Origin of the sequence: Streptomyces sp. KL109B, assembly GCF_030766935.1 — a bacterium.
Lineage (GTDB): Bacteria > Actinomycetota > Actinomycetes > Streptomycetales > Streptomycetaceae > Streptomyces.
In genome coordinates, this window is record NZ_JASERL010000004.1 from 617,075 (window position 1) to 634,244 (window position 17,170).

Here is a 17,170-nt window from a genome sequence, read left to right on the forward strand (position 1 = left end):
GGGCTTGGATGGCTCACCTCAACGCGTCCGCCACCTCGCGGGCCGCGTCCAGGACGCGGGAGCCTACGCGTTCCGGGACGGAGTCGGAGAGCATGACGACGCCGACGCTGCCTTCCAGGCCGGTGACGCCGAGGAGGGGGGCGGCCGCGCCGCTCGCGCCTGCCTCCAGTTCGCCGTGGGTGAGGGTGTAGCCGGATTCGGGGAGGACGCCCTGGCGGGCGCCGAGGATGGCGCGGCCCGCGGCGCCGCGGTCGAGGGGGTGGCGGAAGCCGGTGCGGTAGGCCACGTGGTAGTCGGTCCAGGTGGGTTCGACGACCGCCACGGCGAGGGCTTCCGTGCCGTCGACCAGGGTGAGGTGGGCCGTCGCTCCGATGTCCTCGGCGAGGGAGCGGAGGGCCGGGAGCGCGGCCTCGCGGACCAAGGGGTGGACCTGGCGGCCGAGGCGGAGCACGCCGAGGCCGACGCGGGCGCGGCCGCCCAGGTCGCGGCGGACGAGGGCGTGCTGCTCCAGCGTGGCGAGCAGACGGTAGACGACCGTGCGGTTGACGCCGAGCTTGTTGGAGAGCTCGGTGACGGTCAGGCCGTGGTCGGTGTCGGCGAGCAGTTTGAGGACGCGCAGTCCCCGGTCGAGCGTCTGGGAGGTCTCCGCGGTCACGACGCCCACTCCTTAGTGGTGAGGGACGACGGCCTCCTGCGCGGGGGTCGCGTCACCTGTCCCGTGGGCGACGCGCGTCAGAGGCCGCCGGTCGGTGATCAGGCGCTGGGCTGCTTTACGGCTGTCTTCGTGCGCACCGGCTGCGCTCCGCGGCGGCGCTGCCACGGGGCGTGTGCGTGCCCGGAATCTAGCGAGGCGTCCCGCTCAGCGGAAGACTCCGTCCAGAATCCGGTCACTCACCGGCCGGAGTTGTACGTGATTGCCCGTACTTGATCCCCGTGTCATTTCATGCGGGTCACTTCATGCGGGTCGCCCACTCGCGGACCTTGTCGATGCGCTGGCGCAGCTGCCCGCCGGTCGCCTCCGCGCTCGGCGGGCCGCCGCACACCCGGCGCAACTCGGTGTGGATCACGCCGTGCGGCTTCCCGCTCTGATGCACGTACGCCCCCACCAAGGTGTTCAACTGCTTGCGCAGCTCCATGAGTTCCTTGTGGGAGACGACGGGGCGGCGCTCGGCGGGGAGTTCGAGGAGGTCGGCCTCGCTGTCGGGCTTCTTCTTGCTGTGCGAGATCTGCCGGGCCTGGCGCTTCTGGAGGAGGAGCTGCACCTGGTCGGGTTCGAGGAGGCCGGGGATGCCGAGGTAGTCCTGCTCCTCCTCGCTGCCGGGGTGCGCCTGCATGCCGAACTCGGCGCCGTTGTACATGACCCGGTCGAAGGTGGCCTCGGACTCCAGGGCCTCGAAGGAGAACTGCTCCTGCTCGCCGGTGTCCTCGTCCTGCTCCTTGTTCGCCTCGTCCATCTCCTTCTCGGACTCGGCGTAGGGGTCCTCCTCCTGGTCCTTCTTCGGCTTGTCGAGGACGTGGTCGCGCTCGACCTCCATCTCGTTGGCGAAGCCGAGCAGGTCGGGGACGGTGGGCAGGAAGACGGAGGCCGTCTCGCCGCGCCTGCGGGAACGTACGAAACGGCCCACGGCCTGCGCGAAGAAGAGGGGTGTGGAGATCGTCGTCGCGTACACGCCGACCGCCAGGCGCGGGACGTCGACGCCTTCCGACACCATGCGGACGGCGACCATCCAGCGGTCCTCGCTCGCCGCGTAGTCGTCGATCCGCTTCGAGGCGCCGGTGTCGTCGGAGAGGACGACGGTGGCCTTCGTCCCGGTGATCTCGCGGATCAGCTTCGCGTACGCGCGCGCCGAGTCCTGGTCGGAGGCGATGACGAGGCCGCCCGCGTCCGGGATGCCCTTCCTGACCTCGGTCAGGCGGGCGTCCGCGGCGCGCAGCACGCTCGGCATCCACTCGCCGCGCGGGTCGAGGGCGGTGCGCCAGGCCTGGCTGATGGCGTCCTTCGTCATCGGTTCGCCGAGCCGGGCCGCGATCTCGTCGCCCGCCTTCGTGCGCCAGCGCATGTTGCCGCTGTACGAGAGGAAGATGACCGGGCGCACGACGTTGTCGGCGAGGGCGTTGCCGTAGCCGTACGTGTAGTCGGCCGCGGACCTGCGGATGCCGTCGTTGCCCTCCTCGTACTGGACGAAGGGGATCGGGTTGGTGTCGGAGCGGAACGGGGTGCCGGTCAGGGCCAGGCGGCGGGTGGCCGGTTCGAAGGCCTCCAGACAGGCCTCGCCCCACGACTTCGAGTCACCGGCGTGATGGATCTCGTCGAGGATCACCAGCGTCTTGCGCTGCTCGCTGCGGTTGCGGTGCAGCATCGGGCGCACGCCCACACCCGCGTACGTGACGGCGACGCCGTGGTACTCCTTGCTGAGCGGGCCCGCGCTGTAGTCCGGGTCCAGCTTGATCCCGATCCGCGCGGCGGCCTCGGCCCACTGCTTCTTCAGGTGCTCGGTCGGCGCGACCACGGTCACCTGCTGCACGACGTGGTGGTGCAGCAGCCAGGAGGCGAGGGTGAGCGCGAAGGTGGTCTTTCCGGCGCCCGGGGTGGCGACCGCGAGGAAGTCGCGCGGCTGCTCCTGGATGTACCGGTCCATCGCCCCCTGCTGCCAGGCACGCAGCTTGTTGGCGGTGCCCCAGGGGGCGCGCGCCGGGAAGGCGGGGGGCAGATGGGAGGCGTTCGGGGCGGGGTTCGCGGTAGTCACGGTCTCCGGTTACTCAAAGCTGGACGGCACGGCTACGTATGACAACCGGGCCACCCTACCGGTGACACGGTTGACGGGCGTGCCGGGCGAGGCCGCGCGTGGGGTGGTTGGGACGTGTCTCACAGATCAACTGGCGGTTCTCCGCGCCTACTTCCGCAGCCGGGTCGCCACCCACACTCCGGCCAGCGCGACCGCCGCCATCGGCAGGAACACCGCGACGAAGGCCGCCGGGTGCGAGCCGCCCGCGCCCTGCGCCGCGCCGTGCCCGGCCGCGCCCACCGCTCCCCCGCCCAGCGCGGCAAAGGCGGCGCCACCGGCCGCGAGCAGCAGCGCGTTGGAGAGGCCGTCGGAGATCTGCAGCGCGGCGGAGTTCGTCCCGACCTCCTCGGGCGCGGACAGTTGCAGCAGCAACACGGACGTCGACGAGATCACGAGCCCCATCCCGAGGCAGCCGAAGGCCCACGCGATCGCCACCGTCCACACCGGCACGGCCTCGACCAGCACGCTCGGCGCGACCGCGATGGCCGCCGCCACCAGCACCATGCCGCCCGCGACGAGCCGCTCCCGGTACGGCTCGACCCGCGGCCGCGACTGCAACCACGAGCCGAACGCCCACGTGCCGCCGCCCGCGGCCAGCGAGAACCCGGCGAGGGTGGGGCTCAGTCCGCGCTGCGTCACCAGCATCAGCGGCACGAACGACTCCGCCGCGATGAACGAGCCCGCCGCGATCCCGCGCAGCAGCACCACGGACGGCAGCCCGTGCGCGGCCCGGTACGTGCCGCGGGGCAGCAGGCCGAGCACGGACGGCACGAGGAGGGCGGCGCCGACGGCGGCCGGGAGCAGGGACAGCGGGCGCAGGTCCTGGGCGGCGTACTGGAGGAGGCCGGCGCCGAGCGAGATGCCGAGGGCGAGCCGGATCCGGCGCCGGTCGAAGGCGGCCGGGGCAGTGCCCTCGGGTGGGCCGCTCGCGCGCCGCCTGACCTCCGGGAGCGCGAGGGCGAGCGGCAGGACGACCAGGATCGGGATGCCGAGGAACACCCACCGCCAGCCGATGTGCTCCGTCACGGCGCCCGCCGCGAGCGGTCCCACGATCGACGGTACGACCCAGCTCGCCGCGAACGCCGCCATGATCGCGGGGCGCAGGTGGTCCGGGTAGGCGCGGCTGACGACGACGTACAGCCCGACGATGACCAGGCCGCCGCCGAGGCCCTGCACGGCGCGCCCGGCGATGAACATCCACATGTTCGTCGCGGTTCCGGCGAGGAGGAGGCCGGCCGCGAAGGAGGCGATGCCGGCGGTGACGGGGCCCAGCGGGCCGTTGCGGTCGGCCCACTGTCCGGCGAGGACCATGCCGAACAGGCTCGTCGTGAAGAACCCGGAGAACGCGAACGCGTACAGCGAGACGCCGTCGAGTTCGCGGGCGGCGACGGGCATCGCGGTGCCGACGGCGGTCGCCTCGAAGGCGATGAGGAGGACGACGGTGACGATGCCGATGCTGAGGGCGCGGTAGGTGCGGCCGAGTACGCCCTCCGTCTCCGACGGGGTGCCGGGTGATGTGGTGGCGGTTGTGGTGGGGGCGACGTCGGTGTCGTCTTCGAGGGCGGCCATGGGGTTCAGGGTAAGGGGCGTTTTGGGGGCTGACGCCTGTCGGGAGGCGGGGTCCGGGGTGGTCCCTTGGTCGTAGGTCGTCCGGGCCTACGCCTCGGGGCGCCGCCCCTGACCCCGCTGCTCAAGCGCCGCAGGGGCTGGAAAGATCGGGGCGCCGCCCCGGACCCCGCGCCTCAAACGCCGGCGGGGCTTGAATGCGGTCATTCGCCGCCGGAGCTTCAAAAGATCGGGGCGCCGCCCCGGACCCCGCGCCTCAAACGCCGGCGGGGCTTGGATGCGGTCATTCGCCGGCGGGGCTTGGATGTGGTCATTCGCCGGCGGGGGTTGGATCGGGTCAGTCGTACGTGATGTCGGACTCCTTGTACTTGCAGTACGTGCCGTCGGGGCCGCTGCCGGTTTCCTCGGGCTCGTCGCCGGAGTCGTTGCCCTCGTAGCGGACGCAGGGCTCGATCTTCTTGTCGTCGTCGCCGTGGATACGGATGTTGCTGAGGGTGGCGGTGTCGCCGTAGTTGGTGTTGATGCCGACGAGCGACTTTCCGGGGGCGGTGACGTCGACGTCGGAGACGGTGATGGTGCGCTTGTGCTGCGTGGAGCAGTTGCCGCAGGAGCGGACGAGCTTGCCGAAGTCGGAGACCTGGAAGCCGCTGACGGCGAGCGTGCCGGCGCCATTGAACTGCAGCACCTTGTCGTCGGCCTTCCGCGCGCCGCCGCCGGTCACCTTGTACGTGGCGGAGGACGAGGTGCCCTTGAAGGTGGCGGCGTCCTCGCCGACGTCCTCCCACCACACGTTCTGGAGCGTGCAGCTGCCCGCGCAGTGCACGCCGTCGGCGGCGGGCGAGCCGATGATGACGTTCTTGAGGACGGCCCCGTCCTTCAGGTTGAAGATCGGGTCCTGGCCCTCCTCCTGGCCGTCGCCGCCCAGGTCGCCGCTGCCGTAGTAGCGCTTGAGGCCGCCGTCGAGCGTGCCCGAGACGGAGATCGACGACGAGACGGCCTGCTCGCCCTTGGCCTCGGGCCACGCGGCGGCGGCACCGGCGGAGCCGATCATCCCGTTGGTGACGAGCGCGGCGCCCGCGATGGAGAGCGCTCCGGCGCTCGCCCACAGGGCGCGGCGGCGGGTGACCTTGCGGCGGTGTCTTGTGGGGGTCATGTTCCGCTTCCTAGGGGGAGTTGGTGTGCTGTCCCCCTTCGGTCGCCGCGGGCGGCGGGGAGGTTGCCGGGGTTTCCGGACGGGTGGCCGTGTGCCCGAGTGGTTTAGGGATTCGCCTGCGCTGCGTCCATGAGCGGGCTCCGCCCGCGGGGAAGCGCACCGGTTCGATTCCGGTCACGGCCTCTGGAGCGCGAGAACGACGAAGGGGTGCACCGCCAACAGCGGTGCACCCCTTCGTCGTTCGGTCGGTCAGCCGGTCAGGCGGTCGGCTCCACGGCGGGTGCCTGCTGCTCGGCGGCCACCGCCGCCTGCGGGCGGATCGGCAGCCGGTTGACCGGGCGGCCGGTCGCCGCGCGGACCGCCGAGGCCACCGCCGCCGGGGCGGCGACGACCGGGGCGGCGCTCGCGGACTTGGCGCCGAAGGGGGCGACGACGTCGCGCTCCTCGACCAGGTTCACGAGGTGGATGTCGGGGGTGTCGAGCGAGGTGGGCAGGGCGTAACCGGTCAGGTCGGGGCGGCGGACGATGCCCTTCGGGGCGCGGAGGTTCTCCGTGAGGGCCACGCCCACGCCCTGGGTGACTCCGGCCTCGATCCGGGCGGCGAGCTGGGCTGGGTTGAGGATCCGGCCGACGTCCTGCGCGACCGCGAGTTCGACGACCCGCACCGAGCCGAGCTCCACGTCCACGTCGACCACCGCGCGGATCGCGCAGAAGGCCATGCCGACGAAGGCGTCTCCCTGGCCGGAGGCGTCGAGCGGCTCCGTGGGATGCGGGCGGCACTGCGCGGTGGCCCACAACTCCTTGCCGTCCATGGCCTCTTCGACGGTCGTCGAGAGGACCCCGTCGTACGAGGTGATCTTGCCGTCGGCGATCTGGAGCAGCTCCGTGGACATGCCGAACTTGTGGGCCAGCGGCTGGAGAAGCTGCGTACGGACCATCTTGGCGGCCCGCTCGACCGCCCCGCCCGAGACCCACGTGTGCCGGCCTCGGAGTCCCGGCCCGGCGGGCGGCTGGTCCGTGTCGACCGGCGCCACGTGGACCTCCTCGACGCCGAGCGTCTCCTGGACGATCTGGCGGGCCAGCGTGGCGAAGCCCTGTCCCGTCTCGACGGCGGCGCAGATGACGGTCGCGACGCCGTCGTGCACCTTGACGGTGGCCGTCGACACCTCGTCGGCACCCTCGGAGCCGAGCATGTGCACCATGCCGACGCCGTAGCCGACGCCGCGCCTGACGGCGGACGGCTCGCCCACGCCCTCGGGGCCGCCGGGCAGCAGCCAGTCCTCCTCCGGCCCGTCCTTGGGCAGCGGGGGAAGCGGGAACTCCCGTACGGAGGTGAGGAGTTCGGCCACGGGCGCCGGGCACGTCACCGTCTGACCGGTCGGGAGCACGTCCCCTGTGGCCAGCACGTTGCGCATCCGGAGCTCCGCCGGGTCGACGCCGAGCTTCTTCGCCAGCTTGTCCATCTGCGCCTCGTACGCGGCGCACACCTGCATGGCGCCCTCTCCGCGTACGTGGCCGGACGGCGGGTTGTTCGTGCGGACCGCCCAGCCCTCGATGGAGGCGTGCGGCACTACGTAGGGGCCGCAGGCGAAGGAGACGGCGGCGGCGAGGGCATCGGACGACGTGTCCGCGTACGCCCCCGCGTCGAGCAGGATCTGGGCCTCCACCTTCACCAACTTCCCTTCCGCGTCCGCGTGGTGGCGGTAGCGCAGCAGGGTGGGGTGGCGGTGCGGGTGGCCGAGGAAGGATTCCTCGCGGGACGCCGCGAGCTTCACCGGGCAGCCGGTGTGCAGGGCGAGCAGTCCGAGCGGGAGGTGGAAGCTGGGGTCCTCGCGGTCGGCGGTCGCGCCGGGCACGCCCGTGACGACGACCTTCACGCGCTCGCGCTCCAGGCCGTACCGGGCGGCGGCCAGATCACGGTCGCCGTGCGGATCGGTGGAGGCGATGTACAGCTCCACTCCCCCGTCGGGACGCGGCACGGCGAGCCCGGCCTCGGCGCCGATGGGCGCCGGGTCCTGGCGCCCGATCCGGTAGAGCCCCTCGACGATCACCTCGCCCGTCGCCTCTGCGTCGCCGTGCTGGAGCGGGATGTGGCGGACGAGGTTGCCCTCGGGGTGCAGGGGCTCGGCCGCGAAGGACTGCTCGGGGTCGGTGACCGGGTCCAGGACCTCGTACTCGACGATGATCGCGGCGGCGGCCATCCGCGCGGTGTCCGGATGGTCGGCCGCGACGGCCGCGATGGCCTCGCCGTGGTGGCGTACGACCTCGGAGGCGAACATCGGCCGGTCGGAGGCCCGGTGACCGGCGAGCGCCCCACCGGGAACGTCCTCGTGCGTGACGACGGCGCGCACCCCGGGCATCTCGCGCGCGTGGGAGGTGTCGATGCTCACCACGCGCGCGTGCGCGTGCGGAGAGCGCAGGATCGCCGCCCAGAGCAGGCCCTCGGCCCACAGGTCGGCGGCGTACGGGAACGTGCCTTCCGCCTTGGCGTGCGCGTCCTGCGAGGGCAGCGACATGCCCAGGCCGTGCGGGAAGCTCTCCGCTTCCGGAGCCGTGGGGGCCGCCGGGCCCGTGGAGGTCGTGGCCGTCTCGCTCGTCATGCCTGCCCTCCGTGCTGGTCGCCCTGCGGGTCCTGCCCGCCCTGTTGAAGGTCCTCGGTCACCAACGGGCCCGCCTGGCGCGGAATCCGCGGCTCCTCCTCGCCGCCGCCCTCGGCCGACGCCGCCTCGGCCGCGGCCTCCGCCGCCGCCCGCCGCTCGTCGGCGACCTGGCGCACCGCGTCCACCACGCCCCGGTAGCCGGAGCAGCGGCACAGGTTGCCGCACAGCGCCTGGCGGGTCTCCAGAGCGGTGGGGTTCGGATTGCCCTCCAGCAGATCGTGCGCGGTCATCGCCATGCCGGGCACGCAGAAACCGCACTGCACGGAACCGCACTCGGCCAACGCCCGCTGCACGTCCGAAGGCCGCCCGTCCTCCGCGAGCCCCTCGACGGTACGGACCTCGCTCCCGGCCGTCGTCGCGGCCGGCACCAGACAGGACGCGACGAGCCGCCCGTCCACCTGTACGTTGCAGGCCCCGCACTCGCCCTGCGAACACCCGTCCTTGGCCCCGGCGAGCCCCAGCCGCTCGCGCAGCACATACAGCAACGACTCCCCGATCCACGCCTCCGTGACCGGCCGATCCGCCCCATTGACCCGCAACACGTAGCTGGCCAGGGGGTGGTCGTCGTGGAGGGGGAGGGGGGCGGCGGGCGCTTCGTCCGTTTCCGGTTCCTCGACGGCGGGCTCAGCCACCTCAAGCCCCGCCGGCGATTGAGGCGCGGGGTCCGGGGCAGAGCCCCGCGACGCAGGCTCGGCTTCCGGCTCCCCGCCGGAGGCATCGGCATCCGCCCACGGCGCCACCGCACCCCCCGGCAACGTCGCCGGCGGCGCCTGCCCCGCCACCACGGCGGACGTGAACTCCCCGGACTCGTCCGGCAGTTCCCCGTCGGCGAGCGGAATCGACCACTCCCCGGTCTGCCCGGCCGCCTGGGGCGCCGGCCCCACGGCCTCGGCCGACACCTCGCCCGCCGTACCGCCGGAGGTATCCGGTGAAACCAGATTCTCCGGCAACATCCACACCCCGGTCGCCGCAGGATCGGCCCCCGCCGCCCCCGTGGCCGGGCTCACCGTTATCGGCGGCGGCACATACCCGTGTCCGGGCGCGGCCAGCGGCGCCTCGTCCGGGAACCCCTCGGGCGGCAACTGCACGAAGGCCGTCGCGTCGGCGTCGTACTCGCCCTGGGGCACCGGCTCCCAGCCGTCGGCTCCGGGGTACTCGTTCGTCACGACAGCGCCCTCCCAAGTGCACGTCGGGCCAGGACGGCGACGGTGCGCCGCAAGTGCAGTACGGCGGGCGGCAACTGCTGTCGCGTTCCGTCCGGCGCGGGCTCCGGGTCGGGGACGCACGCCGCGGCGACGTACTCGCCGAAGGCATGCACGGCCTCCGGTACGAGGGCGCCGCGCTCGCCGTCCCAGTCGATGAGCGAGGCCACCCACTGCTCGGCCTCCAGGGGCCGCAACGGCATGGGCGCGATGGCCCCGACGGCGCACCGCACTCCGCGCCGCGCCGGGTCGAGGACGAGCGCGACGGACGCCATCGCGCGCCCCGGCCCCGTACGCCCGGTGGCCTTGAGGAAGACCTGCGGCGCGTGCAGCAGCGGAACCCGTACGAAACCGATCAGCTCGGCCGGACCGAGCATGTCCATCCCGGCCAGCAGGTGCGAGACCGGGACCTCGCGTCTCGCGCCGCCCTGCCCCGCGATGATCAACGTGGCTTCCAGCGCGGCCAGTACGGGCAGCGTGTCGCCCGCGGGCGCGCCGGAGGCGATGTTGCCGCCGAGCGTCGCCGCGTTGCGGATCTGGGGCGGCCCCGCTGCGCGCGCCGCGGCGGCGAGGCCGGGGATGAGCGCGGCGAAGTCGGGGCGGCCGATGCGCGCGTGCGTGAGGCCCGCGCCGAGCAGCGCGTTCCCGTCCTGGTACTGCCAGCCGCGGATCTCGCTGATCCGGCCGAGCCCGACGAGGGCCGCCGGGCGCAGCTGTCCCGCGTTGACCTGGGCCATGAGGTCCGTGCCCCCGGCCACCGGTACGGCCGCGGGCATGGCGGCGAGCGCCTCGACGGCCTCGTCCAGCGAACCCGGAAGTACCGCGGCCCGTGTCGTCGCCTGCGGTGCGTGCGTGGTCAAACCGGCTGCCCCTTCCCGATGTCCGGCCGCGTGCCTGGGCGGCGGCCCGGTCCCCCGCAAGGTCCTCGCTCGGTCCACGCGTGAGAGCCGTTCCCGCCGTTACGCCTGTTCCGCCGTACGGTACGTGCTGACAGGCCGGACGTGGCAACTCTGGCACATCTTCCTCTCGGGCCGGAGAGGGGGTCCGGTAGGAGGCATTCGCCCCTTCCACCTCATGGATGACCGATATCGCACCAGATCACCCGTGGGCGCGAATTGGCCCTCTTCGGTGATGTATGAGGTGACGTACGAAGTGACGCGCGGCCTCGCGGGCGGCCAAGCTCACACGTTCGGGGGTGCCCCTTCGAAGGGACGTCCGAGCAGCCCCGGCCGACGCTGCCACGGCAGGGGGCCGCCCGGTGGCCGATAGCCGACCCCCAGTGCGTCAAGTCGCCCGTAGTGGGCGGCCATTCGGCGCTCGAAGTCCGCGAAGTCGCGCGCGCCGGGCGCGGGCAACCCGCTCCACGCGACCTCTCCGAAGGCGCAAAGGCGCGGATACAGCTGGTAGTCGACGCGCCGCTCGTCCTCCGTGACCTCGGTCCACAGGTTGGCCTGCGTGCCGATGACGTGCCGCGCCTGCTCCGCGCTCAGCCGCGGGGGAACCGGTTCGAAGCGGTAGACGTCCTCCAGGGTGCGTACGTAGCCGATGGGGACCGGTTCGTCGTCGCCGGGGGCCTGGCGGTAGTTCAAGTAGACCTGCTGCTCGGGGCACATGACGACGTCGTGGCCCGCCTGGGCCGCCGTGATGCCGCCTTCGTAGCCGCGCCAGGAGGAGACCGTGGCGCCGGGCGCGAGGCCGCCTTCGAGGATCTCGTCCCAGCCGATCAGGCGCCGACCGCGCGCGCTCAGCCAGCTGTCGAAGTGCCGGATGAACCAGGACTGCAGCTCGTCCTCGTCCTTCAACCCCAGTTCCGCGATGCGGGCCTGGGCGGCCGGCGAGGCCCGCCACTGGTCCTTGGGGCATTCGTCGCCCCCTACGTGGATGAACGGCGAGGTCTCGGCGGGGAACAGGTCGAGGAGTTCCTCGAAGACGCCCTCGTAGAAGCGGAGGGTGTTGTCAGTGGGGGCGAGTACGTTCGGATTGACGCCCCAGGTGTCCCAGACGGGGAGGGAAGACGTGTCGACGACATCGCTGTTGCCGAGTTCCGGATACGCGTGGATGGCCGCCTGCGAGTGGCCGGGGACGTCGATCTCGGGGACGACGGCGATATGCCGCGCGGCGGCGTAGGCGACGATCTCGCGGATGTCGTCCTGGGTGTAGAAGCCGCCGTGCGGCCGCTCGTCCCACAACGGCGAGGCGCGGTGGCCGAGTTTCGTCCGTGACCGCCAGGCGCCGCGCTCCGTCAGCTTCGGGTGGCGCTTGATCTCGACGCGCCAGCCCTGGTCGTCGGTGAGGTGGAAGTGCAGGACGTTGAGCTTGTGGGCGGCCATGAGGTCGAGTTGGCGCAGCACTCCGGCCTTCGGCATGAAGTGGCGTGCGACGTCGAGCATCATGCCGCGCCAGCGGAAGCGGGGCGCGTCGTCGACGGTGAGGTGCGGGAGGGTCCACGTACGGCCTGGGGCGGGGAGCGGCGCGCGGCGATACGCGTCGGGGCCGAGGAGTTGACGCAGCGTCTGGGCGCCCCAGAAGACGCCGGCCGCGTCACCGCCCTCGATCGTGACGCCGGTGCCGGTCACGCGCAGCCGGTAGCCCTCGGGTTCCAGGGCGGGGTCGAGGAGGAGGCGCACGGTGTCGTCCTCGTCGGCGCCCTTCGGGGCCAACTCCAGGCCGGTGGCGGCGCCGAGCGTCGCGCGCAGCCAGCGCGCGGTGCCCCGGGTGCCCTCCTGAGCGGCGATGCCGGTGCGCTCGCCGAGCGCGTAGCGGCCGTCGCCCGCGCGCGTGAGACGACGGGGGACGGGGATCAGGTCCATGTGGTCGGCCATGAGGCCGGAGGCTAAAAGGACTGGACCAATTCCCGCAATGGCGCGGCGGATCCGGGTGGTCTCGGAGACGCGAAACCCCGGGCACGCGAAACCCCGGGCACGCGTCACCGCACGCCCGGGGTTCACCGGGTTCACCAAGACAGAAGGGGCGGGTTACTTGCCCTTGCCGCCGTCCTTGCCGCCCTTGTCCTTGTCGCCGCCGCTGTCGCCCATGGACTCGTAGATCTCCTTGCACATGGGGCACACGGGGTACTTCTTCGGGTCGCGGCCCGGCACCCACACCTTGCCGCAGAGCGCGACGACGGGGGTGCCGTCGAGGGCGCTCGCCATGATCTTGTCCTTCTGGACATAGTGGGCGTAGCGCTCGTGATCGCCATCGCCGCTCGACGTCTGCGGCGTCGGCTCTACGAGGGTCCCCGTACCTGTCCCGCGCTCGGGCTCAAGAGTGCTCATAACCGCCAAGGGTACTTAAGCCCGCCGCGTCCCGGAACGGACCTGGTCCGAGCCTTCGTCACACCCCTTCGGGAGGGCCGCCGGGCGCCGTGCGGCGAGGTGCAGCGCGAGCCCCGCCGCCGCGACGACCGCCGCCGCCCACGGCAGGGCGCGCGGCGCGAGGCCCGCCGCGAGGGCGAGTCCGGCGGCGCCCGAGCCGACCGCGCTGCCCAGGTAGAGCGCGGAGTTGTTCAGGGCGAGGGCGACCGTGCCGCGTTCGGCGCGCAGCGCGAGGAGCCGGTGCTGCTGCGGCACCTGGAGCGCCCAGCCGACGGCGCCCCACACCACGAGCGCGGGGAACGCGGCGGCGCCGAGCAGCGGCAGCACGCCGAGCGACAGGGCCAGCACCGCCATGACCACGCCGACGAGCGCGAAGGCCCGCCCCGTGCGGTCCACGAGCGGCCCGGCGAGCACGCTGCCGAGCACCCCGCCGACGCCCCACGCCCACAGGTACGGCGTGAGGTCCCCCTCCCCCACACCGCCCGCCGAGGCGAGCACGGGCGCGAGGTACGTGTAGAGCCCGAGGCTGGCGACCGCCGCGAGGAACGAGACTCCGACGATCGGCAGCACGGCCCGGTCGGTGAGCGCGCCCAGCCGCTTCCGGGCGCTCACCGGCGGGTCCGCCGGCACCTCCGGCAGACCGGCGAGGAGCCCGACCAGCGCGACCGCCCCGAGCCCGGTCACCACCCACATCGTGGCCCGCCACCCGGCCTGCCCGGCGAGCAGCACCCCGAGCGGCACCCCGAGCACCGTGCCCGCGCTCATCCCGCCCATCACCAGGGCCAGCGCCCGCCCCCGCCGCGCGTCCTCGACGAGCCCCGCGCCCGCCGCGGTCGACAGCGCCGAGTACACCCCGGCCCCGACCCCCGCCACGGCCCGCGCGAGCAGCAGCACGGCGAGCGAGGGCGCGAGCGCGGTCAGCGCGTTGCCGAGCGCGAAGACGCCGAGCGCCGCGAGGATCAGCGTCCGGGGCCGCACCCCGGAGACGAGCCCCGCGACCAGCGGCGCGCTCACCGCGTACGCGAGGGTGAACACGGTGACCATCTGCCCGGCGGCCGAGACCGTGGTCCCCAGGTCACCGGCCACGACCGGCAGCAGCCCCGCCATCACATAGGCGTCGAGCCCCAGCGTGAAGGCCCCCACCATCAGCAACCAGACCCTGCGCACGCGCTTCAACTCCCTCTCCGGACCGTTCCACCACCCGTGGACGAGTGGACGAGGGGGAAACGTAGGCAGCCTCCGGTCCGCCGCGGAAATGTCTTCGGCGCGCACTTATGCTCGGTGGGCATGGATCACGTACCGGCCGCCGTCGACGGCGTGGAGCTGCGCCACCTGCGCGGATTCCTCGCCCTCGCCGACGAGTTGAACTTCACGCACGCCGCCGACCGGCTCGGCGTCGGGCAGCCCGCGCTCACCCGCTCCCTGCGCGCCCTGGAGTCGGCGCTCGGCGTACGGCTCCTGGAGCGCACCACCCGCCGCGTGACACTCACCGACGCGGGGCGCCGCCTCCGCGACGACCTCGCGCCCCTGATCACCCGCGTCGACGCCACGCTGCGCGCCGCCGCGAACAACGGCCCGGCCCTGCTCCGCCTCGGCTTCACCGCACTCCTGCCGGAGGCCTGCGCCCGCCTCAACGCGGAGTTCGAGGCGGCCACCGGCGCCGGAATCCGGCTCGTACGACGCGACGCCGCGCTTGCCGGTCTCACGTCCGGCGCCTGCGACATCGCGGTGGTCCGCGGCGAACTGCCGCCGGGCGCGGCCGTACGTTCCCGGGTCCTGCTGCACGAGCCCCGTACGGCCGTCGTGGCGCGCGGTTCCGCCGAGCTCGCGGGGCGCCGCGTCGTCGACTGGGCGGACCTCGCGGACCTGCCGCTCGTCGTGAACACCGTCACCGGCACCACCCACCCCGACCTCTGGCCCGCCACCCGCCGCCCCCGCCTCGCCTGCACCGCCGACAACCTCGACGAATGGCTGGAGGCGGTCGCGGCCGGACACGGGGTGGGCGTGGCCCCGGCCCCGGTGACCCGCAGGCACGCCCACCCGGGCCTACGCCACGTACGCCTGAAGAACGCGCCACCGGTGGCCGTCCACCTGGCAATCCCGGCGCGTGACGCGCACCCGCTGGCGGAACGCTACTTCGACCGTTCAAGCCCCTGCGGCGCTTGAGCAGCGGGGCCCGGGGCAGAGCCCCGCGACGCCGGCCCCGGCTCCCGGAACCCCGGAGCCGACGTCAATTGAGCGTCGGATCATCCGGATACGTCGCCACCATCGCCAACTCACCGCGCTGCCGCCGCAGCACCGCCCGCCACAACCCCTCCGGCCGAGTCGCAGAGACATCGCCCGGCTCCGACTCGACGACGTACCAGGCCCCCTCGGTCAACTCGTCCTCCAACTGACCCGGCCCCCACCCCGCGTACCCCGCGAAGATCCGCAACGAGCCGAGCGCCGCGGCAAGCAGTTCCGGCGGCGCCTCCAGGTCGACGAGGCCGATCGCACCGTGCACCCGGCGCCAGCCGAGCGGCGCCTCCCCCTCGTCGTCCCCGGGGATGACCGCGACGCCGAGCGCCGAGTCCAGGGAGACCGGGCCGCCCTGGAAGACGACCCCCGGTTCCCCCGCGAGATCGCCCCAGCCCTCCAGGATCTCCCCGACGTCCACCGGCGTCGGCCTGTTCAGTACGACGCCGAGCGAGCCCTCCTCGTCGTGGTCGAGGAGCAGCACGACCGCCCGGTCGAAATTCGGGTCCGCGAGGGCGGGAGTGGCCACGAGCAACCGCCCTGTGAGCGAGGACACCTCGGTCATGGGTGACATGATCCCGCATCTGCCCGCCGTAGGGGGAGCCAAGCGCGACAACCCGCTTGAACGCAGCTCAGCGCGGGCGGAAGCGGAAGCACCACACTTCACAAAGCCGTCACGCTTTGTACCCACTTCACAGCGCTTCGTGTTGTAGCGAACTCATGACGCTCCAGAGCACCCTCAGGCATACGAATAAGGGGGAAGCCCCCCTTACCCTTGAGCCTGGCCCAGCCCTTCTCTTCGGAACGCGAGATTCATGACCGTCACCGACGATGTCCTCCTTGTCCACGGCGGAACCCCGCTCGAGGGCGAGATCCGTGTCCGCGGCGCGAAGAACCTCGTGCCCAAGGCCATGGTCGCCGCGATCCTCGGCAGCGCGCCGAGCCGGCTGCGCAATGTCCCGGACATCCGCGACGTGCGCGTCGTACGCGGACTCCTGCAGCTGCACGGTGTGACGGTCCGCTCCGGCGAGGAGCCGGGCGAGCTGGTGATGGACCCCTCGCACGTCGAGTCGGCCAACGTCGCCGACATCGATGCCCACGCGGGTTCCTCGCGCATCCCGATCCTGCTGTGCGGCCCGCTGCTGCACCGGATCGGCCACGCCTTCATCCCGGGCCTCGGCGGCTGCGACATCGGCGGCCGGCCCGTCGACTTCCACTTCGAGGTGCTCCGCCAGTTCGGCGCGACCATCGAGAAGCGCGCGGACGGCCAGTACCTGGAGGCCCCGCAGCGCCTTCGCGGCACGAAGATCCGGCTGCCGTACCCCTCCGTGGGCGCCACCGAGCAGGTGCTGCTCACGGCCGTCCTCGCCGAGGGCGTCACGGAGCTCTCGAACGCGGCGGTGGAGCCGGAGATCGAGGACCTGATCTGCGTCCTGCAGAAAATGGGCGCGATCATCGCGATGGACACCGACCGCACGATCCGGATCACCGGCGTCGACAAGCTCGGCGGGTACACGCACCGCGCGCTCTCGGACCGCCTGGAGGCGGCCTCCTGGGCGTCGGCGGCGCTCGCCACGCACGGCGACGTGTACGTGCGCGGGGCGCAGCAGCGCTCGATGATGACGTTCCTCAACACGTACCGGAAGGTCGGCGGCGCCTTCGAGATCGACGACGACGGCATCCGCTTCTGGCACCCCGGCGGCCAGCTGAAGTCGATCGCCCTGGAGACGGACGTCCACCCCGGCTTCCAGACGGACTGGCAGCAGCCGCTGGTCGTGGCCCTGACGCAGGCCACGGGCCTCTCCATCGTCCACGAGACGGTGTACGAGTCCCGCCTCGGCTTCACGTCCGCCCTGAACCAGATGGGCGCCCACATCCAGCTCTACCGCGAGTGCCTCGGCGGCTCCGACTGCCGCTTCGGCCAGCGCAACTTCCTCCACTCGGCGGTCGTCTCCGGGCCGACGAAGCTGGAGGGCGCCGACCTGGTCATCCCCGACCTGCGTGGCGGCTTCTCCTACCTGATCGCGGCGCTGGCCGCCCAGGGCACGAGCCGTGTCCACGGGATCGACCTGATCAACCGCGGCTACGAGAACTTCATGGAGAAGCTGGTCGAGCTCGGCGCGAAGGTGGAGCTGCCGGGCAAGGCCCTCGGCTAGCCGTTTCCGCTCGCGTACGCCCGTCGGGCCCTCCCGGAACGTTCCGGGAGGGCCCGAGGTCTTTGTCTTTAGGGGCGCGGGGAACTGCGCGAACGCAA

At 72.8% G+C, this 17,170-nt stretch carries 13 protein-coding genes and 1 tRNA gene; 3 read left to right on the forward strand and 11 right to left on the reverse strand.

Annotated features, from left to right (window positions below; all coding sequences use genetic code 11):
* Positions 1 to 13 precede the first annotated feature (13 nt).
* The 4 genes from RBJ65_RS17430 to RBJ65_RS17445 all read right to left on the reverse strand — a co-directional run bounded on the left by RBJ65_RS17430 (position 14) and on the right by RBJ65_RS17445 (position 5,505).
* Positions 14 to 655, reverse strand: coding sequence for an IclR family transcriptional regulator (locus RBJ65_RS17430; protein ID WP_306322370.1), 642 nt, complete (start codon positions 653 to 655; stop codon positions 14 to 16).
* A gap of 295 nt (positions 656 to 950) precedes the next feature.
* Positions 951 to 2,747, reverse strand: a complete 1,797-nt coding sequence (locus tag RBJ65_RS17435; RefSeq protein ID WP_306322371.1) for a DEAD/DEAH box helicase — start codon at positions 2,745 to 2,747, stop codon at positions 951 to 953.
* Positions 2,748 to 2,894: 147 nt separating this feature from the next.
* A complete protein-coding gene (locus RBJ65_RS17440; protein ID WP_306322372.1) occupies positions 2,895 to 4,355 on the reverse strand; it encodes an MFS transporter in 1,461 nt (486 codons plus the stop codon).
* A gap of 334 nt (positions 4,356 to 4,689) precedes the next feature.
* A complete protein-coding gene (locus RBJ65_RS17445; RefSeq protein WP_306322373.1) occupies positions 4,690 to 5,505 on the reverse strand; it encodes a pectate lyase in 816 nt (271 codons plus the stop codon).
* Positions 5,506 to 5,590: 85 nt separating this feature from the next.
* Here RBJ65_RS17445 and RBJ65_RS17450 point away from each other — a divergent pair.
* A tRNA-OTHER gene (locus RBJ65_RS17450) sits at positions 5,591 to 5,688 on the forward strand.
* 74 nt (positions 5,689 to 5,762) lie between these two features.
* Here the strand turns inward: RBJ65_RS17450 and RBJ65_RS17455 are convergent.
* The 6 genes from RBJ65_RS17455 to RBJ65_RS17480 form a co-directional block, all read right to left on the reverse strand.
* Complete coding sequence (locus tag RBJ65_RS17455; RefSeq protein ID WP_306322374.1) at positions 5,763 to 8,105, reverse strand: xanthine dehydrogenase family protein molybdopterin-binding subunit; 2,343 nt, start codon at positions 8,103 to 8,105, stop codon at positions 5,763 to 5,765.
* Positions 8,102 to 9,331: a 2Fe-2S iron-sulfur cluster-binding protein gene (locus tag RBJ65_RS17460; RefSeq protein ID WP_306322375.1), complete on the reverse strand. Its 1,230-nt coding sequence runs from the start codon at positions 9,329 to 9,331 to the stop codon at positions 8,102 to 8,104. Before RBJ65_RS17460 ends, RBJ65_RS17455 begins: the two co-directional genes overlap by 4 nt.
* Positions 9,328 to 10,227, reverse strand: coding sequence for a xanthine dehydrogenase family protein subunit M (locus RBJ65_RS17465; protein WP_306322376.1), 900 nt, complete (start codon positions 10,225 to 10,227; stop codon positions 9,328 to 9,330). Before RBJ65_RS17465 ends, RBJ65_RS17460 begins: the two co-directional genes overlap by 4 nt.
* Before the next feature lie 321 nt (positions 10,228 to 10,548).
* On the reverse strand, positions 10,549 to 12,189 hold the full coding sequence (locus RBJ65_RS17470) for a beta-N-acetylhexosaminidase (protein ID WP_306322377.1): 1,641 nt from the start codon (positions 12,187 to 12,189) through the stop codon (positions 10,549 to 10,551).
* A 153-nt stretch (positions 12,190 to 12,342) separates the two neighbouring features.
* Positions 12,343 to 12,642, reverse strand: a complete 300-nt coding sequence (locus tag RBJ65_RS17475) for a DUF3039 domain-containing protein (RefSeq protein ID WP_306322378.1) — start codon at positions 12,640 to 12,642, stop codon at positions 12,343 to 12,345.
* 15 nt (positions 12,643 to 12,657) lie between these two features.
* Positions 12,658 to 13,848: an MFS transporter gene (locus RBJ65_RS17480; RefSeq protein ID WP_306322379.1), complete on the reverse strand. Its 1,191-nt coding sequence runs from the start codon at positions 13,846 to 13,848 to the stop codon at positions 12,658 to 12,660.
* A gap of 120 nt (positions 13,849 to 13,968) precedes the next feature.
* On the opposite strand from RBJ65_RS17480, the gene RBJ65_RS17485 reads away from it, so the two are divergent.
* Positions 13,969 to 14,847, forward strand: coding sequence for a LysR family transcriptional regulator (locus tag RBJ65_RS17485; RefSeq protein ID WP_306322380.1), 879 nt, complete (start codon positions 13,969 to 13,971; stop codon positions 14,845 to 14,847).
* Between the two features lie 64 nt (positions 14,848 to 14,911).
* Here RBJ65_RS17485 and RBJ65_RS17490 read toward each other — a convergent pair whose 3' ends face one another.
* Positions 14,912 to 15,481: a YqgE/AlgH family protein gene (locus RBJ65_RS17490; protein ID WP_306322381.1), complete on the reverse strand. Its 570-nt coding sequence runs from the start codon at positions 15,479 to 15,481 to the stop codon at positions 14,912 to 14,914.
* Between the two features lie 250 nt (positions 15,482 to 15,731).
* On the opposite strand from RBJ65_RS17490, the gene murA reads away from it, so the two are divergent.
* Positions 15,732 to 17,072: a UDP-N-acetylglucosamine 1-carboxyvinyltransferase gene (gene murA / locus RBJ65_RS17495; protein ID WP_306322382.1), complete on the forward strand. Its 1,341-nt coding sequence runs from the start codon at positions 15,732 to 15,734 to the stop codon at positions 17,070 to 17,072.
* Positions 17,073 to 17,170 lie beyond the last annotated feature (98 nt).